The organism is Sinomonas humi, from assembly GCF_000802235.1.
In the GTDB taxonomy this organism is placed as follows: Bacteria; Actinomycetota; Actinomycetes; order Actinomycetales; family Micrococcaceae; genus Sinomonas; species Sinomonas humi.
In genome coordinates this window covers 1-15,074 of the sequence record NZ_JTDL01000133.1, presented here as the reverse complement: position 1 = coordinate 15,074, position 15,074 = coordinate 1, and the positions used below count along the sequence as shown (strand labels likewise).

Annotated in this window: 14 protein-coding genes; 5 read left to right on the top strand and 9 right to left on the bottom strand. The window is 67.8% G+C overall.

The window, feature by feature from the left end; translation table 11 throughout:
* The 3 genes from LK10_RS22940 to LK10_RS13800 all read right to left on the bottom strand — a co-directional run.
* A partial coding sequence (locus tag LK10_RS22940; protein ID WP_043124808.1) for an STAS domain-containing protein occupies positions 1 to 179 on the bottom strand: 179 nt, incomplete at its 3' end.
* A 14-nt stretch (positions 180 to 193) separates the two neighbouring features.
* The gene (locus LK10_RS13805) at positions 194 to 2,182 is read right to left on the bottom strand and encodes a glycosyltransferase (protein ID WP_043124805.1); all 1,989 of its coding nucleotides are present in this window, start codon (positions 2,180 to 2,182) and stop codon (positions 194 to 196) included.
* Positions 2,179 to 3,270, bottom strand: coding sequence for a SpoIIE family protein phosphatase (locus LK10_RS13800; protein ID WP_043124803.1), 1,092 nt, complete (start codon positions 3,268 to 3,270; stop codon positions 2,179 to 2,181). The genes LK10_RS13805 and LK10_RS13800 overlap by 4 nt, the downstream gene beginning before the upstream one ends.
* A 76-nt stretch (positions 3,271 to 3,346) precedes the next feature.
* Here LK10_RS13800 and LK10_RS13795 point away from each other — a divergent pair, with 76 nt between their 5' ends.
* Positions 3,347 to 4,999, top strand: coding sequence for a sensor histidine kinase (locus LK10_RS13795; RefSeq protein ID WP_156144177.1), 1,653 nt, complete (start codon positions 3,347 to 3,349; stop codon positions 4,997 to 4,999).
* Between the two features lie 3 nt (positions 5,000 to 5,002).
* On the opposite strand, the gene LK10_RS13790 is transcribed toward LK10_RS13795, so the two are convergent.
* The 4 genes from LK10_RS13790 to LK10_RS13775 all read right to left on the bottom strand — a co-directional run bounded on the left by LK10_RS13790 (position 5,003) and on the right by LK10_RS13775 (position 11,761).
* Entirely contained in the window at positions 5,003 to 5,950 is a 948-nt protein-coding gene (locus LK10_RS13790) for a glutaminase (protein ID WP_043124800.1), read from the bottom strand.
* Positions 5,947 to 7,545, bottom strand: coding sequence for a PucR family transcriptional regulator (locus LK10_RS13785; protein WP_043124797.1), 1,599 nt, complete (start codon positions 7,543 to 7,545; stop codon positions 5,947 to 5,949). Before LK10_RS13785 ends, LK10_RS13790 begins: the two co-directional genes overlap by 4 nt.
* A gap of 141 nt (positions 7,546 to 7,686) precedes the next feature.
* Positions 7,687 to 8,154 (bottom strand): NUDIX domain-containing protein, encoded by a 468-nt coding sequence (locus LK10_RS13780; RefSeq protein WP_043124793.1) that lies wholly within the window; start codon positions 8,152 to 8,154, stop codon positions 7,687 to 7,689.
* A 28-nt stretch (positions 8,155 to 8,182) separates the two neighbouring features.
* The gene (locus tag LK10_RS13775) at positions 8,183 to 11,761 is read right to left on the bottom strand and encodes a proline dehydrogenase family protein (RefSeq protein ID WP_043124790.1); all 3,579 of its coding nucleotides are present in this window, start codon (positions 11,759 to 11,761) and stop codon (positions 8,183 to 8,185) included.
* Positions 11,762 to 11,892: 131 nt separating this feature from the next.
* On the opposite strand from LK10_RS13775, the gene LK10_RS13770 reads away from it, so the two are divergent.
* On the top strand, positions 11,893 to 12,801 hold the full coding sequence (locus LK10_RS13770; protein WP_043124812.1) for a LysR substrate-binding domain-containing protein: 909 nt from the start codon (positions 11,893 to 11,895) through the stop codon (positions 12,799 to 12,801).
* Between the two features lie 38 nt (positions 12,802 to 12,839).
* Here the strand turns inward: LK10_RS13770 and LK10_RS13765 are convergent, their stop codons facing one another.
* Positions 12,840 to 13,298 (bottom strand): Dps family protein, encoded by a 459-nt coding sequence (locus tag LK10_RS13765; protein ID WP_043124786.1) that lies wholly within the window; start codon positions 13,296 to 13,298, stop codon positions 12,840 to 12,842.
* 91 nt (positions 13,299 to 13,389) lie between these two features.
* Positions 13,390 to 13,689 (bottom strand): MerR family transcriptional regulator, encoded by a 300-nt coding sequence (locus LK10_RS13760; protein WP_043124783.1) that lies wholly within the window; start codon positions 13,687 to 13,689, stop codon positions 13,390 to 13,392.
* 141 nt (positions 13,690 to 13,830) lie between these two features.
* Here LK10_RS13760 and LK10_RS13755 point away from each other — a divergent pair, with 141 nt between their 5' ends.
* The 3 genes from LK10_RS13755 to LK10_RS13745 all read left to right on the top strand — a co-directional run.
* Positions 13,831 to 14,253 (top strand): Hsp20/alpha crystallin family protein, encoded by a 423-nt coding sequence (locus LK10_RS13755; RefSeq protein ID WP_043124780.1) that lies wholly within the window; start codon positions 13,831 to 13,833, stop codon positions 14,251 to 14,253.
* Positions 14,254 to 14,327: 74 nt separating this feature from the next.
* The gene (locus LK10_RS13750; RefSeq protein WP_043124777.1) at positions 14,328 to 14,663 is read left to right on the top strand and encodes a DnaJ domain-containing protein; all 336 of its coding nucleotides are present in this window, start codon (positions 14,328 to 14,330) and stop codon (positions 14,661 to 14,663) included.
* 15 nt (positions 14,664 to 14,678) lie between these two features.
* Positions 14,679 to 15,074 (top strand): hypothetical protein (locus LK10_RS13745; RefSeq protein WP_043124810.1); only part of this gene is annotated, 396 nt, incomplete at its 3' end.

Below are 15,074 nucleotides of genomic sequence, written 5' to 3'. Positions count from 1 at the left end.
GCGCCAAGGCCGGAGGAGTCCATGAAGTCCGTGCCCCCAAGGTTGAGGACGAGGAGCCGATGCCCAGCTTCGATCGCATCTGCGACGGCGGACCGCAGCAGGGGAGCGCTCACCATGTTGAGGCGTCCCTCCGCGGCCACTTCCGTATAGCCGTCCCGATCTTCGACGGCAAACTTCATCGTTCCTCCTTCGTCTAAAGTCCAGAATTCGTTCGCGGTCCAGAATTCATCTGGGGTCCAGAGTCCGTGCGGGCAACGGCATCGTAGCCTCGGTACCTCGCGGCACCCACAAGCACGCTCAGCAGAATGAGGTCGAAGATGGCCCACGCTATGTTCACGACGGTGCCCAGCCCTTGGCTCTCGCCGAGCACCCACCGCACGATCCCAATGACGCTCGCAAGGACCAGCAGCGCCGCCATGAGCGCCTGAGGCCACACTAGCCGTAGCGGGTTGACTCCGCCCTCTTGCCGGGCCTTCGGCGTCACGGCAAAGCCGAGCGGCCGGCCGAACCACACGTTCGCGGCCGCGGTCGTGCAAGCGCGGATCCATGTGGGGAAGAGCGCGAGGCTGTACTGCTGACCGCGCCACGTCTTCGCCCCGCGCCCTGCCCACGCGAACATGAGCTGGTTGAGCACCATGAAGGGGATGAAGCGCGCGAAGAAGTCCACGCTCAGCGCGTTCACCGGCAGGATGCCGAAGAGGAGGTACGCGAGCGGTCCGGCGAAGTACACGACTGCCGCGAAGCCCGAGAGGTAGCTCCACATGGTGTTGAAGTACATGAGCCGCTGGCCCCACGAGAGGCCGCGCATCGTCAGCGGGCTTTCCCGCAGCATGACCTGAACTGTGCCCTGAGCCCATCGCATCCGCTGCGTGAGCATCGATGGCAGGTCCTCTGGCGCGAGGCCGACGGCGAGGATCTCGTGGTGGTAGACGCTTCTCCAGCCGGAGGCGTGAAGGCGCATCGACGTCGACATGTCCTCGGTCACCGAAATCGTGGACAGCGGCATGATCGGTTGCGCCTCGTGGAGCCGCTCGACGCTCACCGCATCGAGCACCGCCTTGACGGATTCGAGGGCCCCGAGCGGTGAGAGGTCGCGAGCGGCGAGGCGGTCGACGGCGGTGTCCAGGGCCGCGAGATCGTCGCCTAGGTCGTCGTCGACTCCGAGCTCGGCGCGGAGCGTCGCGAGATCGCCGGTCATGCGGGCCAGGTCATCGGAGACGAGCTCGCGGACCGCCGAATCGACGTGGGCCTGAACCGCGTACGTCGCCTCGCCGATCGAACCGCCCGTTGCGAGGCGTTGCGTGCCCTCCGCGATTGCCCGCTCCACGCTCTCGAGCAGCGAGGCGACGTTCGCCTCCTTTGCCTCGGGACGGCGTCGTGCGCGCCGAACCACCCGTCCACCCGCCGTGAGGGCCCGACGCACGCGGCGCTCGGTGTCGGAGACGTAGTTGGTGAGGCCGAGCTGCATGAGGGCCTCACGGCGCAAGATGGCGTTCGACCCGCAGAAGAACGCGGCGTTCCAGCCGTCCTTGCCCTGCTGGATGGGGCCATAGAAGAGGGGAGCTTGGCTTCCGAGCGGATCATCATCGGGGACGTTGCCGAAGTACTGCGGTGTCTGGACGAGGGCAACCCGCCGGTCGTTGAAGTAGCCGAGGGTGTGGTCGAGGAGCTCGGGGTAGGGCACCTGATCGGCGTCGAGGATCAGGATGAATTCACCCTGGGTCTCCTGGAGGGCGTTGTTGAGGTTGCCGGCCTTCGCGTGCAGCGGCTTGCCGATCCACTCCTCGCCTCGCGAGAGGTAGCTCGCTCCAAGGCGTTCGACGGCGGAGCGCAGCTCGGGCCGTGACCCGTCGTCGAGGACCCACGTGGTGTGGGGGTATCGCATGGCAAGCGCCGCCTCAGTGGTGGCGAGCACGAGCTCGGGGTCCTCGTTGTACGTGGTGATGAAGACGTCGACCGTGAGGCCCTCAGGGGCGACCGGAGGCTTCTCCCGCTCCGACATGCGCCAGATTGTGAGGGAGAAGAGGATGACGTCGATGATCGAGTACGTTTCCGCGATGACGAGGGGCACCGCGATCCACCACGCGGACCAGTTGAGCGACGACGTCCAACGCCACAGGATGTAGTTCAGGCCCGCTAGGACCGAGAGGGTCGCCAGGATGCGGAGGATGAGGCGGTTCATCCCGAGGCGACCCCGGCCGATTTCTCGTCACGCCTGACGACGATCGCCGTCGTATCGTCCTGGCCCGTCGAATCGAGTTCGATGATGGCGCGCACAGCGGCGTCCGCGTCGGGGGCCTCGAGGACTGCCGCCGCTGCGGCATTGAGGGCCTCGTCGACCCGCGGGAACGCCTCCAGGAGGCCGTCGCTCAGAGCCACGAGCGCTCCTCCCGGCTCGAGCTTGCTGTCGTGCGCAGTCCACTCGGCCCCTTGGAGGAGGCCGATCGGCGGTCCCGAGGTGGGAAGACGTTCCCACATCCCGTCGGGGTGGATGAGCAGCCCCAGGCCGTGGCCGGCGTCGACGTAGGTGAATTCGCCCGTCGCCGCGTCGAGGCGCGTGTGCAGGAGCGTGACGAAGGAGCCGAGCCGGAGGAGGTCGGGCTCGAGCGCGCGTGCGGCCGTGCCGACCAGGGCACCAGGGCCCTGCTCGAGTCGCCCCGGGCGCAGGACGGCCCGCGCGGTCGCGGCGACCAGCGCGGCACCCATGCCCTTGCCCATTGCATCCGCGAGGGTGAACGCAAGCGAGGAGCCGTCCGACTCCCAGTCGAAGAAATCGCCACCGACGCTCCGCGATGGGTGGCAGGCCCCGGCAACTTCGTAGCCCGGGACGTTCGGGGCACGCTCGGGAAGCAGGCCCTGCTGGACGCGTGCCGCGGTCTGGAGCTCGCTCTCCGGGACCGAGGCGGCGCGGGGGCGTCGGAAGAGGGCTTCGACTCGGGCCTGGAGCTCACGTGGGCTGAAGGGCTTGGCGAGCACGTCGTCGGCGCCCCGCTCGAGGGCTTCGAGACGGTCGGCCTCGGCCGCGCGGGCCGTGACGACGAGGATGTAGGCGTTGCTGAAGACCCTCAGCGTCCGGCAGACCTCGAGGCCGTCGAGGTCGGGGAGGCCGAGGTCGAGCGTGATGAGGTCAGGCGTGATCCGACGCGCGGTCTCGAGGGCCGGGTACCCCGCTCCGGCGCTGGTCGCCTCGAACCCTTGGCGCATGAGCGTCGCCTCGAGCAGCCTCCGAATATCGGGGTTGTCTTCGATGATGAGCGCGCGACGTGTCATCGTTCTCCCTTCGCAGGACCAACTCAACCATTTCTTACCGCTGATGTCACAAACTTGTCTGTGGTTTATCAAGTAGGTGACGGGAGACGAAGTGGAGAAGCTGCTCGACGTTCTGGTACTGGCCCAGAATCGCTTCCACGATCTGGGGATGCGGAGGAAGGCCGTCTTGAGCCAACTCCCGCTCAACGTAACGCTCCTCCTTGTCACCGGCGTCCTCGTAGCCGTGGATCCGAGAACGCTCTCTACCCGGGGATTCGTGGCCGGGCAGGTGATAGTCCTGGTCCTTCTCGGCCTGTGCGCCGCGGTGCCGTGGCAGCGGCTGCCGGGGTGGGCCGTCCTGGCGATCCCGCTGCTCGACTTCGTTCCGCTCGCGCTCATCCGCCCGAGCGTGGGCGGCGTCATCTCGGGGCTCGGTCTCCTCGCGGTGTTTCCCGTGATCTGGCTCTCCGGATCGGGCTATGGACCTCGCCTCACCGTGGCCCTCAGCGCGTTTGCGTCCCTCCTCATGGTGTGGTTGCCGCTCTTGGTCCTCGGCGCAGCGGAGCCCCACAACCTCGTCTCCGAAATCGTCGTGCCGTTCATGCTCGTGGCGGTGGCCATCTCCATCGCTGTGCTCACCATGAGCGGTTTGGCGCAGCAGCGGCGGGCAGAGGAGCTCCTTGCCCGCAGCGAGACGCGGCAACGCCTCCTCGACACCGTCTTGGACACGGTGGATGTCGGCGTCCTCGTCCTTGACCGCGAAGGCAAGGACGTCTTCATGAACACCAAGCAGCGCCAGCTCTACCTCGCGAGCGTCCCACCTGGCGCAGTCGAGGTAGACGAGTCGGAGCTGCTCCTCTACCGGGACGGGTCCGAGCAGCTGCTTCCTGCGGAGGAGCGGCCCGTGAACCGCGCCCTTGCAGGAGAGCAACTCAGCCACGAGATCTTCCGGCTCGGCCGCGGTCCGGAATCCCGGACCGTCTCCATTTCGGCCCGCGAATTCGAGGACGCCACGGGCGAACGCGCGGGAACGGTGCTGGCCTGCTCAGACGTGACCGAGGTCGTCGCGGCCGTTCGTGCCCGCGACAGCTTCCTCGCTGCGATGTCCCACGAGTTCCGCACTCCGCTTACGAGCCTCCTCGGCTACGCAGAGCTCCTCCAGGACGACCCCTCGCTGAGCCCCGCGGCGCTCTCCGACCTACAGGTCATGAGCCGGAACGCACGCCATCTACGCAAGATGGTCGACGACATCCTCGCCGCTTCAATCGAAGGTTCGACGCCGGACCTCCCGCGTGTGCGCCTCGACCTCTCGCGCCTCGTGCGGCAGGCGGCGGCCTCGGCCGCCCCAGACGCGGAGGCGCGGAGCATCGCACTCACCGTCGAGGCGGACGGTGCCCTGCCCATCCTCGGCGACGGATCCGGCGTCGTGCGCATCCTCGACAACCTCGTCTCGAACGCCCTCAAGTATTCGGATGAGGGGACAAAGGTCACCCTCGTGGCCGAGCGGGACGGCGAGTGGGCCGTGTGTTCGGTGATCGACGAGGGTTTCGGGATCGCGCCAGGGGACCTGCGGCGGGTCTTCACCCGCTTCCAGCGCGGGGACGCGGCCCTGCGCTCGGGGGTTCCGGGCACCGGCCTCGGTCTCGCCCTCGCGCAGGAGGTGGCCGAGCTGCTCGGCGGACAGCTCGAGGTGACGAGCCAGCTCGGAGTCGGGAGCGTCTTCACCCTTCGGCTGCCACTCGCGGATTAGACGCTAGAAGATCGACCATCCTGTACGCGCCGTGAGTTCCGCGAGGGCCGCCGTTCCGGCGACCGAATTGCCCTTCGCGTCGAGGCCGGGGCTCCACACGCAGACCGTGTAACGGCCGGGCACCACGGCGAGGATCCCGCCGCCCACGCCACTCTTGCCCGGCAGCCCCACCCGGTACGCGAACTCCCCGGCGGCGTCGTACATGCCGCACGTGAGCAGGACCGAGTTGATTCGCTTGGTCTGGGCGGCCGGAAGTACCGACGCGCCGCCGGGGCGCCCTTCGCCGCCGTTGGCGAGGAACAGCCCGGCGCGAGCGAGCTCCCGGCAGCTCATCGTGATCGAGCAGTGGCGCACATAGTGCTCGAGGACGGATTCGACGGGGTTGTGGAGGTTTCCGAAGCCGGCCAGGAAGTTGGCGAGTGCGCGGTTCCGGCTGCTCTTCGTGAGCTCTGCTTGCGCGGCATTCTCATCGACCGCGAGGCGGGAGCTGCCCGAGAGGTCTCGGAGGAAGCCGACTACGCTTCCGGCCGCGTCGCCGAGTAGCTCCACGAGGAAGTCTGTGACGACGAGCGCCCCCGCGTTGATGAACGGGTTGCGGGGGATGCCAGCCTCCGCCTCCAGCTGGACGAGCGAGTTGAACGCTGTGCCGCTCGGTTCCCGGAGGACGCGCTCCCACAAGCGCTCCTGCGGGTCCTTGCCGAGAGCGAGGGCGAGCGAGAAGAGCTTCGAGATGCTCTGGATCGAAAACGGGGTCTCGGCGTCTCCCGCGCTCGCGATCGTGCCGTCCACGCTCGCGACGGCGATGCCGAAGGCGTGTGGATCGACGTCGGCGAGGTGCGGGATCGAGTCGGGGAGGCGCCCGACGGGCGACGCCGGCCGGTGCGTTTCGACGAGGTCGTCGAGCAGCGCTTGAATCGCCGGGTCCACACCCGCGGCGAGGAGCGCGCTCATGCGGTGTCACCCGTCGTCGTCAGCCGCTTCGCCTTCCAGAGCTCGAGGTGCAGGAGGGCAATCGCGCTGTGCACCGGGTTGCCGAAGTCGAGGCCCGTGAGGCGGCTGACCTTCGCGACCCTGTAGTACACGGTGTTCTTGTGGACGTTCATGCTCCGCGCGCACGCCGTGACGTCGAGCCCTGCGGCGAGGTATTCCTCGAGTGTGCTCGCGAGTTCCTCGTCCTCGAGGAAGAGCCTCGTGAGGGCGCGGTGGCGGAACGGCGCGGCTTCGAAGCCGCGCACGGCTGCTTCGAGCAGGACCTCGGCCTCGAAGTCGTCAAGGGTCGCCACGTGGGGTCCACCGGCGCGGCGTGCGCACGCAAGGACCGCGGCGGCCTCGCCCGCCGTCGAGCGCAAGTCGAACAGGCTCGGGGCGACCGAGCCGATCGCCACATAGATGCCCACCCCAAGCCGCCGCGCGTCCTTCACCATCGCCTCTGCGAGCTGGCGCAGCCCAGCGGCCGCGTCGCCGGAGCGGAGTCCGGGCACCACGATGGTCGTCTCGCCCGCATACTGTCCGACGACCGCAGAGTCTTTGAACGCCGCTGCGTGGAGGGCGGCGAGGTTCGCGAGCTCGCCCCGTTTGAGCTCGGCGTCGGCCGCCCGCGCATCCTCGAGAGCCAGCCCGACGAGCAGAAGGCAGGCCGGACGCTCCGGATCGACCTGCGCGAAGCGGGCACTCGCGGCGACCTCGTCGGGATCGGAAAGCAGGCGGGCCACGCGGTCCTCCCGCAGGTGGATCGACTGCTGATTCCGGTGGCGGACGAGCTCCGCCGAGGTACGGCGGGCCGCCCCGAGGAGGAGGTCGTCGACGTTCGGAGCGAATCCCGGGCCCGTCGCCTGGAGCCAGATGTACCCCAGGATACGGTCTCCTGCGAAGATCGCGATGGCCGCCCGTTCCTTGAGTCCGTCTTCCGGGCGCTCGGGGACGCGGATGACGCCCCGGGTGCGATGCAGCTCACGGTAGGCCCCGAGGTCCTTGAGGAGCACCTCGTACTTCCGCGGGCCGCGGCGGGTGAGGATCGAGGCCCTCCGGAGCTCGTCGATGTCGTTGGAGACCGTTGAGTACGCGAGGACCTTGTTCGCCGCGTCTTCGATGACGACGTGGCTGGAGGTGAGGCGCGCGGTGGTCTGTGCGATGGCGAAGAGGTCCTCCTCGATGAGCGTGAGGACGTCGCTGTGGTAGTCGGTGTTCTGGATCCGTCCGTTCACGACCGAAAGCACGGTGTCCCATCCAGCGCTCGGCTCGATGAGGAAGAGCCCGACGCCGGAGGCGCGGAGGAGTTCCTCGACCTCCTGCGCCTCGCCTGCCATGGCCTTGAGCACGACGGCGACCGGCCGGCTCACCGCGAGGCGCCGCACCATGGGTAGAGCTTCCCTCCCGCGCACCCCCATGAGGCACACCACGGCGCCTGAAACGTCTCGGTCCGAGTCCTCGGAGTCGAAGATGAGTGCTTGGGAGACCGGAGTGTCCGTGGGCTGCGGACGGCTGACGAGCCGGCCGAGTCCCGCCGGGAGGTCTTCCAGGATGTCGTCGACGCTGACTGATCCCATCGTGTCCCTCGTTGTTTAGTTCCAAGCCCGCTCGGCCACGCCGCCGGGCGGGATGTCCTCCATCGTAGGTCCGGTCGGCACGTTCCAATTTGGGTCACGGAACAAGAAGGGCGCAAGAAGTTAGCCCCGGATCCAAGGCCTTCAGGCGTGGAGGCGACGGACGAGCTCGTCGAGGATCGGCAACTGGCCCGCGACGAGCTTGGTTCGTGCGACCTCTTCCGTGAACCACTCCGCTCGGTCGATCTCGGGGAAGTCCTGGATCCGCCCGGATCCCTTCGGCCATTCGAGGGGGAACGTGTTGCTCTCGATCCGATGGGGCTGGAACTCGGCCTCCGCGGCGTAGACCGTGATGACCTTGCGGGACGGTTGCCGGAAGTCGCCCAGATGGACGTATTCGGCGGCAGGCGGGGGAGTGCCCATTTCCTCAGCGAATTCACGCGTTGCTGCGGCTAACGGGTCTTCCTCCTCGAGGTATTCGCCCTTGGGGATCGACCATGCACGCGCATCCTTACGGTTCCAAAAGGGGCCCCCCATGTGGGCAATCCACACCTCGAGCTGAGAGCCGCTCGGGCGCCTGTACAGCAGGAGGCCCGCGCTTCGCACGGTCACGGCTTCACCATCCGAATAGCTCTACGGATCAGATCCTCACAGACGCCATGACCGGGTTCGGGTTCCCGAAGCGGTGCGTTGTCACGGAGACGGCCTGCTCGTGCAGGAACGGCAGCAGCTCGACGCGACCGGAACCCACAACCGGGTGACGGTAGACAGCAACGTCGGGGCGTCCGCCGAGCACCTCGGAGAGCTCGGCTGCCGTCGGTGAGACGGGGCTCGCGATGAGCCGGATCCGTCCGGACTGCATCCTCCGAGCCCGTCCCAGCCACTGCGGCGTTTCCTCACGCACAAGCTGCACGCCGTGGCGTTCGAGCACAGCAGCTGCGTTGCCGGGAAGGGCGGAGGCCGAGCTCACGAAGATCTGGGAGCCGGCACGGAGACCGGCCCCAACGACGCGCAGAAGCTCTGCCTCTCCGTGTCCGGACGTCTGCCCGTCGAAGCGGACCGTCACAGGCACCGGCCGGTACCGGAACACGTTCCGCTCGCACTCGAGCCCACTCACGTCCTTGGAAACCCCGAATTCGGAAGCCCAGACGGCGGCGTCGGACCCGAGCGCATCGGCGAGCCAAGCGGCGTCGTCCTCTGCCAACTCGCCCTGGACGGCTTCAAGCAGCTCCGCCGCCCCCTCCAAAGGCTTCTTCGCGCCGTCGTGCACAGGTGCGTCAGCCCACGAGCCGAGGCCGATGAGGTAGTTCGGGCCACCAGCCTTGGCGCCCGCTCCGACGGCCGACTTCTTCCAGCCGCCGAACGGCTGCCGCCGCACAATCGCACCCGTGATTCCGCGGTTCACATAGAGGTTCCCTGCCTCGATGTGCTCGGTCCAGTAGCCGATCTCGGCCGGGTCGAGCGAGTGCAGGCCCGACGTGAGGCCGTAGTCGACCTGATTCGCGAGGGCCACGGCCTCCTCAAGCGAAGAAGCAGTCATGACGCCGAGCACAGGCCCGAAGTACTCCACGAGGTGGTACTCGGACTCCGGGCGGACGCCCGCGCGGATGCCGGGGCTCCAGAGCTTCCCCGAACCGTCGAGCTGCCGCGGCTCGAGCACCCAGTGCTCACCCTCGCCGAGCTGGGTCAGGCCCCGACGCAGCTTTTCGCCGGGCTGCTCGACCACAGGCCCCATCTGGCTCCGCGGATCCCACGGATAGCCGACGTGCAGGGAGCGCACCGCATCGATGAGCTGGTTGCGGAAGCGCTTCGAGTGCGCGACCGAGCCGACGAGGATCACGAGCGACGCCGCCGAGCACTTCTGGCCCGCGTGGCCGAACGCCGACTGGGCGACGTCCCGGGCGGCAAGGTCGAGGTCCGCGCTCGGCGTGACGATGATGGCGTTCTTGCCCGAAGTCTCAGCGAGCAGGGGCAGATCGTGGCGGAACGAGCGGAACAGCTCGGCCGTCTCGTACCCGCCCGTGAGGATGACCCGCTCGACATCGGGGTGCGCGATGAGCTGCTTCCCCAGGCTTCGGTCCTCGAGCTGCACGTACTGGAGCACGCGGCGTGGGATGTCGACGGCGTCCAGCGCCTCCCAGAGGGCCTGCACCATGACCGCGCCCGAACGGCGGGCCTGCTTGGCGGGCTTGATCACGACGGCGGAGCCCGCGGCAAGTGCGGCGAGCGTCGAGCCCGCGGGGATTGCCACGGGGAAATTCCACGGGGGCGTCACGACGGTGAGGCGGCTCGGCTCGAACTGCGCGCCGTCGATCGTGTCGAGCTCCCGGGCGAGAGTCGCGTAGTAATGGGCAAAGTCGACGGCTTCGGAGACCTCGGGGTCGCCTTGGTCGATCGTCTTGCCGCATTCGCTCGCCATTGCCTCAATGAGGTCCGCGCGGTGCCGCTCGAGCGAGCGGCCCATCTCGTCGAGGATCGCGGCTCGTTCTTCGCCCGTGAACGAATGCCAGGTCGCGCCGCCGTCGAGGGCCGCGGCGATGACCGAATCGAGCTCAGACGCCGAGGAAACGGTGTTGCGCTCGACGATCTCCGCGCCGATCGTCGAACGCTCGGCGCGGGCGAGGATCGCACGCCCCCATTCGCGATTCCCTGGCAGGTCGGGGTCCGTGTCCGGAGTGTTCGAGAAGGCGCGGGAGTCGCTCGGGGCGTCTCCGTCGTCGTGCGCCGCGAGTCCCTTGTTCGTATGGCGACGGTCCTGGTTTCGGCGTGGCCGGGGAACCCCCCCACCCGCGAAGGGAGGCTTGTCGAGTGCTTCGAGCGAGGCGAGGAAGCGCTTCTTCTCACGCTCGAACAGCACCTCGTTCGTGTCGAGTTCGAACACCGCGCTCATGAAGTTGTCCTGGCTCGCGCCCTCCTCGAGGCGCCGGATGAGGTAGGCGATCGCGACGTCGAACTCGCTCGGGTGCACGACCGGTGTGTAGAGCAGCAGGTGGCCCACGTCGGCGAGGACGGCCTGGGCCTGGGCCGAGGCCATGCCGAGGAGCATCTCGAACTCGACCAGCCGATTCGCGTCAGCCTTGGCGGCCCCAGTCTCCACTCCGCGTGCCTTCGCGAGGAGCCATGCGAGGGCGATATCGAAGAGGTTGTGCCCGGCAACGCCGATGCGTACGTTCGCGAGCCTCTCGGGGGTAAGGGCGTAGTCGAGTACCGCGACGTAGGAAGTATCTGTCTCGCGCTTCGAACCCCATGTTGCCAGCGGCCAGCCGTGGATCTCGGCGTCGACCTGTTCCATGGGGAGGTTCGCACCCTTGACCACGCGGACCTTGATCGGCGCCCCGCCGCCGGCAACGCGCTCCGCCGCCCACTCCTGCAGGCGCATCATCGCGCCGAGGCAGTCAGGGAGATAGGCCTGGAGCACGATTCCGGCTTCGAGGTCGCGGAACTCCTCACGCTCGAGGAGACGCGTGAAGACGGCGACCGTCAGGTCGAGATCCTTGTACTCCTCCATATCGAGGTTGATGAACTTCGGCCTGCCGGCGCGGGTGCTCTCACTCGCGAGGCGGTACAGCGGCGCGAGGGATTCGACGATGTCCCCGACGGCCTCGTCGAAGGCCCAGTGGTTGTGGGGCGCGACCGTCGCCGAGACCTTGATGGAAACGTAGTCCACATCGTCCCGGGCCAAGAGGCGGCGGGTCCCTTCGAGGCGGCGTGAAGCTTCGTCCCGGCCGAGGATCGCCTCGCCGAGGAGGTTCATGTTGAGGCGGATCCCGGGCTTGCGGATCTTCGCGATGGCCGGCCCGAGCCGGGCGTCCGAGGCGTCGATGATGAGGTGCCCCACCATTTCTCGGAGCACGCGGCGAGCAAGCGGAACAACGACCCCAGGGGCCACCGGTGCGAGGGATCCGCCGAGCTGTACCGCGCGCTTGAGCGGCCACGGCAGGAACGCGGGGGCCTTCGGGGCAAGGGCGCGGAGGTTTCGGGCGGCGACTCCGAGGTCTTCAGGGCGGACGACGCCGTCCACGAACCCGACCGTGAACTCGAGCCCATGCGGGTCCTTGAGGACGGCGGCGAGCTGCTCGGCGGCCGGGTCGACGGGGAACCTGGCCGCCGACGCGAGCCATCGCCGGACCTGGGCGACCGCTTCGTCCGCGAGGTCATGCGGATGCACGTGCGGGGCGGGGTTTCCTTCGGTGCCAGTTGCACGGGTCGGCGTCGTCATCTCTCGTCCTGTCTGCTCTCGCGAGCGGTGCCTCGGGTCTTTCTGCCAGTATGTGCCGGGAATTACAGAAGCAGAAGTGATGTTTTTCGACGCATAATCGTGGGGAAAACCGAATGAATGGAGTTCTCGCCGTGCTCGAGATCCGCCGCCTTCGCCTCCTGCGCGAGCTCAGCATCCGGGGGACCCTCGCCGAAGTCGCCGAAGCCCTCGCCTACAGCCCGTCCTCGGTCTCGCAGCAGCTCGCGCTCCTCGAGAAGGAAGTCGGCGCGGAGCTGCTCCGCAAGTCGGGGCGCCGCGTCATCCTCACGCCTCAGGCCCTCGTGCTCGTCGAGCACACGAGCGAACTGCTCGACGCACTCGAACGCACCGAGACCGCGCTGGCCGCCAGCCAGAGCGAAGTGCGCGGGACAGTTCGGCTCGCGGTCTTCCAGACTGCCGCGCTCGCCCTCATGCCGACGGCTTTGCGGACCCTGCGAGAGCGGCATCCCGCGCTGCGCGTCGAGATGGTCCAGCACGAGCCCGAAACGGCCCTCCACGAGACATGGGCCCGCAACTTCGATCTTGTCGTCGCCGAGCAGTATCCGCACCATGCTGCTCCTCACTACCCGAGCCTGGATCGGGAGCCGCTCACGAGCGATTCCATCCGGCTCGCTGTCCCGCTCCTCGGGAACGGAGAGGAGTTCGACCGTGTGCGGCACCTCGCGGAGGCCGCCAGCCTGCCGTGGGTCATGGAGCCGCGCGGCGCAGCGTCCCGCCACTGGGCCGAACAGGCCTGCCGCTCAGCCGGGTTCGAACCCGACGTGCGGTACGAAACGGCGGACCTCCAGGCCCACGTCGGCCTCGTTGAGTCGGGCAACGCCGTCGCTCTCCTCCCTGACCTCGTTTGGGTGGGCCGCACCCCGTCGGCCCGTCTCGTGGAGCTCGCTGGCGCCCCTCGCCGCACGGTCTTCACATCGATGCGGGCCTCGAGCATTGGCCACCCCGTCCTGGTGGCCGTGCGGACCGTGCTTGAAGAGGCTGCCCGCGAGCTGTTGCCCTGAATCAGGCGGCCCGCCGTGTTCCCGCCCGCGGGCAAGAACTATGCCGTCGCGGTGTTGGCCTTCTCGGCCGAGACCATCCAGGCGAGCTTTTCCAGCTGGAGAATGATCTGGTTCAAGATGTCCGTCGTCGCGGCGTCGTCCTTCTCGACGGCCTCGTAGACTCCCCGGACCGTTGAGCAGGTGGCCTCGAGCGCGGCGACGACCCGGTCGATCGCGTCACTCGTTGTCACGAGCCCTTCGCTGCCCTCCTTGAGGCTCGTCGTCTTGGCCACGGTGGAGGCGCGGCCGTCGGGGACTGAGTGGAGTGCCCGCAGCCGCTCCGCGACCTCGTCGGCGTGCAGGCGGGCCGTTGCGACCACCTCGTCGAGCTGGAGGTGGAGGTCGCGAAAGTTGCTGCCCACGATGTTCCAGTGAGCCTGTTTGCCTTCAAGGGAGAGGTCGATGAGGTCCACGAGAATGGCCTGCAGCCCGTGGGCGAGTTCGTCGGAAGCCTTCATGTGCCTACCTTTCGCTCGGTTCGATCGGTCGCTACCCTGCCAGACCAGCACACAAACGGCTGTCGCGGAAGAGCGGGGCGCCGACGGCCCCTCAGCGGGCCGGAGTGGCGCGGGCCTTGGCGAGCTGAGCGCGCAGCTGGGCATTCTCCGCCTCGAGCGCCAGGACGAGCTTGATCCCCTCGAGGTTGAGCCCGGCTTCGACGAGCTCGCTGATGTGCTCGAGGCGCTGCATGTCGTCCTCGCTGTATCGGCGGGTGCCGCCTTCGGTGCGAGAGGGGGCGATGAGGCCCTTGCGCTCGTAGAGCCGGAGGCTTGAAAGGCCCAGGCCGGAGAGCTCCGCCGCCACGGAGATCGCGTACACGCCGTCCGCCGAATCACGTTTCGGTGCCACCGCAAACTCCTCTGCGAAGAAAATCCTCTTGCGCTGATCTAGGTGCTTGGATCTATGATATCTACGTCTTGGGGGACAGATTAGGTGTCGACCCAAGCAACAGATCATTGAGCCTATATCGAACCCTTGGAGGTGGCAACAATGCTGATGCGTACCGATCCCTTCCGCGAACTTGACCGCCTGACCGAGCAGGTCTTCGGTAATGCGTCACGGCCCACGACAATGCCCCTTGAAGCCTGGCGCGCGGACGGCGAATTCGTGGTCGAATTCGACCTCCCCGGCGTCGATCCCGACTCGATCGACGTGGATGTCGAACGCAACGTGCTGACGGTTCGAGCGCAGAGAGAGTCGCATCGGCCTCAGGAGGCGGAGGTTGTCGCAGCGGAGCGCCCGTCGGGCCTGTTCGGTCGGGAGCTCATCCTCGGGGACTCCCTCGACACCGCGAACGTCACGGCGAACTATGAGGACGGAGTGCTCACGCTTCGCATCCCGATCGCTGAGCAGGCAAAGCCCCGCAAGATCAGTGTTGGCACATCGAAGTCAAAGCGAGAGATCGCGGCCTGAGTTCCCGCGCTCCGGCAGGGATGGCAGTTGGGCCCTGCCGGAGCGCCCGCCCAGCCGCATGGGTGGTGAGTCCAATGGCTCATGCGGACTTCTACGAGGTGCTGGGCGTCGATCGCTCGGCGAGCCAGCAGGATATCCGGCGCGCCTATCGGCGCCTCGTACGGGAGCTTCATCCCGATGCGGCCGAGGCAGGCAACGCCGACGCGGATCGGCTCCGAGCAGTGTTCGAGGCGTATGCGGTCCTTGGGCATCCGCACCGCCGCGCTGCCTACGATCAGGCGCTGCGCCGGGCCGAGGCCACGTTCAACCTCTGGGTGGGCCTGCCGAAGCCGCGAGGGGAAGCGTGGCCGGCTCGCTCAGTCTTCGATGAACCAGACCTCTTGAGGATCCTGTTCCCGTGGTTCCCCTGAAAGGAGAGGAGATCAGTGAGCCCGACGGGCGGCGGCTGGCGCCGCTACGACCACGCGCTGTTCCCAGTATTCCACGAGAGATTCGAGGAGAAATGGGGTGAAGGGACAGCGCCGTTCCTCGATCCGAGCGTCTATGACGAGGAGCAGCCGCGGCCCCGCGCCCAATGGATCAACGTGGACACGGGCGCCGCCGTCGCCGTCGTTCCCGTCTGGGAGGACGACTCTTCGGCGCGTTCCTTCGCGGTCTTCTATCTGCCGCCGAATGGCGGAATCTGGGTCCTCAGGCCGCCTGGGCTTTCGAGCTACGTCGAGGCCGTGGCGAATGGGACCTCGACGAACGAAGAGGCTGTCGCCCTGCGCAACGATTCCTTCCGCAAAGCGGTCGCCCACGCAGAGGCCTTCATCTACGGC

Excerpts from the sequence above, each read along its gene's own strand:
- LK10_RS13790 (WP_043124800.1), bottom strand. The coding sequence starts at position 5,950 with ATGAGCGCGCTCCTCGCCGCGGGTGTGGACCCGGCGATTCAAGCGCTG.
- LK10_RS13785 (WP_043124797.1), bottom strand. The coding sequence starts at position 7,545 with ATGGGATCAGTCAGCGTCGACGACATCCTGGAAGACCTCCCGGCGGGA.
- LK10_RS13800 (WP_043124803.1), bottom strand. The coding sequence starts at position 3,270 with ATGACACGTCGCGCGCTCATCATCGAAGACAACCCCGATATTCGGAGG.
- LK10_RS13775 (WP_043124790.1), bottom strand. The coding sequence starts at position 11,761 with ATGACGACGCCGACCCGTGCAACTGGCACCGAAGGAAACCCCGCCCCG.
- LK10_RS13765 (WP_043124786.1), bottom strand. The coding sequence starts at position 13,298 with ATGAAGGCTTCCGACGAACTCGCCCACGGGCTGCAGGCCATTCTCGTG.
- LK10_RS13805 (WP_043124805.1), bottom strand. The coding sequence starts at position 2,182 with ATGAACCGCCTCATCCTCCGCATCCTGGCGACCCTCTCGGTCCTAGCG.
- LK10_RS13755 (WP_043124780.1), top strand. The coding sequence starts at position 13,831 with ATGCTGATGCGTACCGATCCCTTCCGCGAACTTGACCGCCTGACCGAG.
- LK10_RS13750 (WP_043124777.1), top strand. The coding sequence starts at position 14,328 with ATGGCTCATGCGGACTTCTACGAGGTGCTGGGCGTCGATCGCTCGGCG.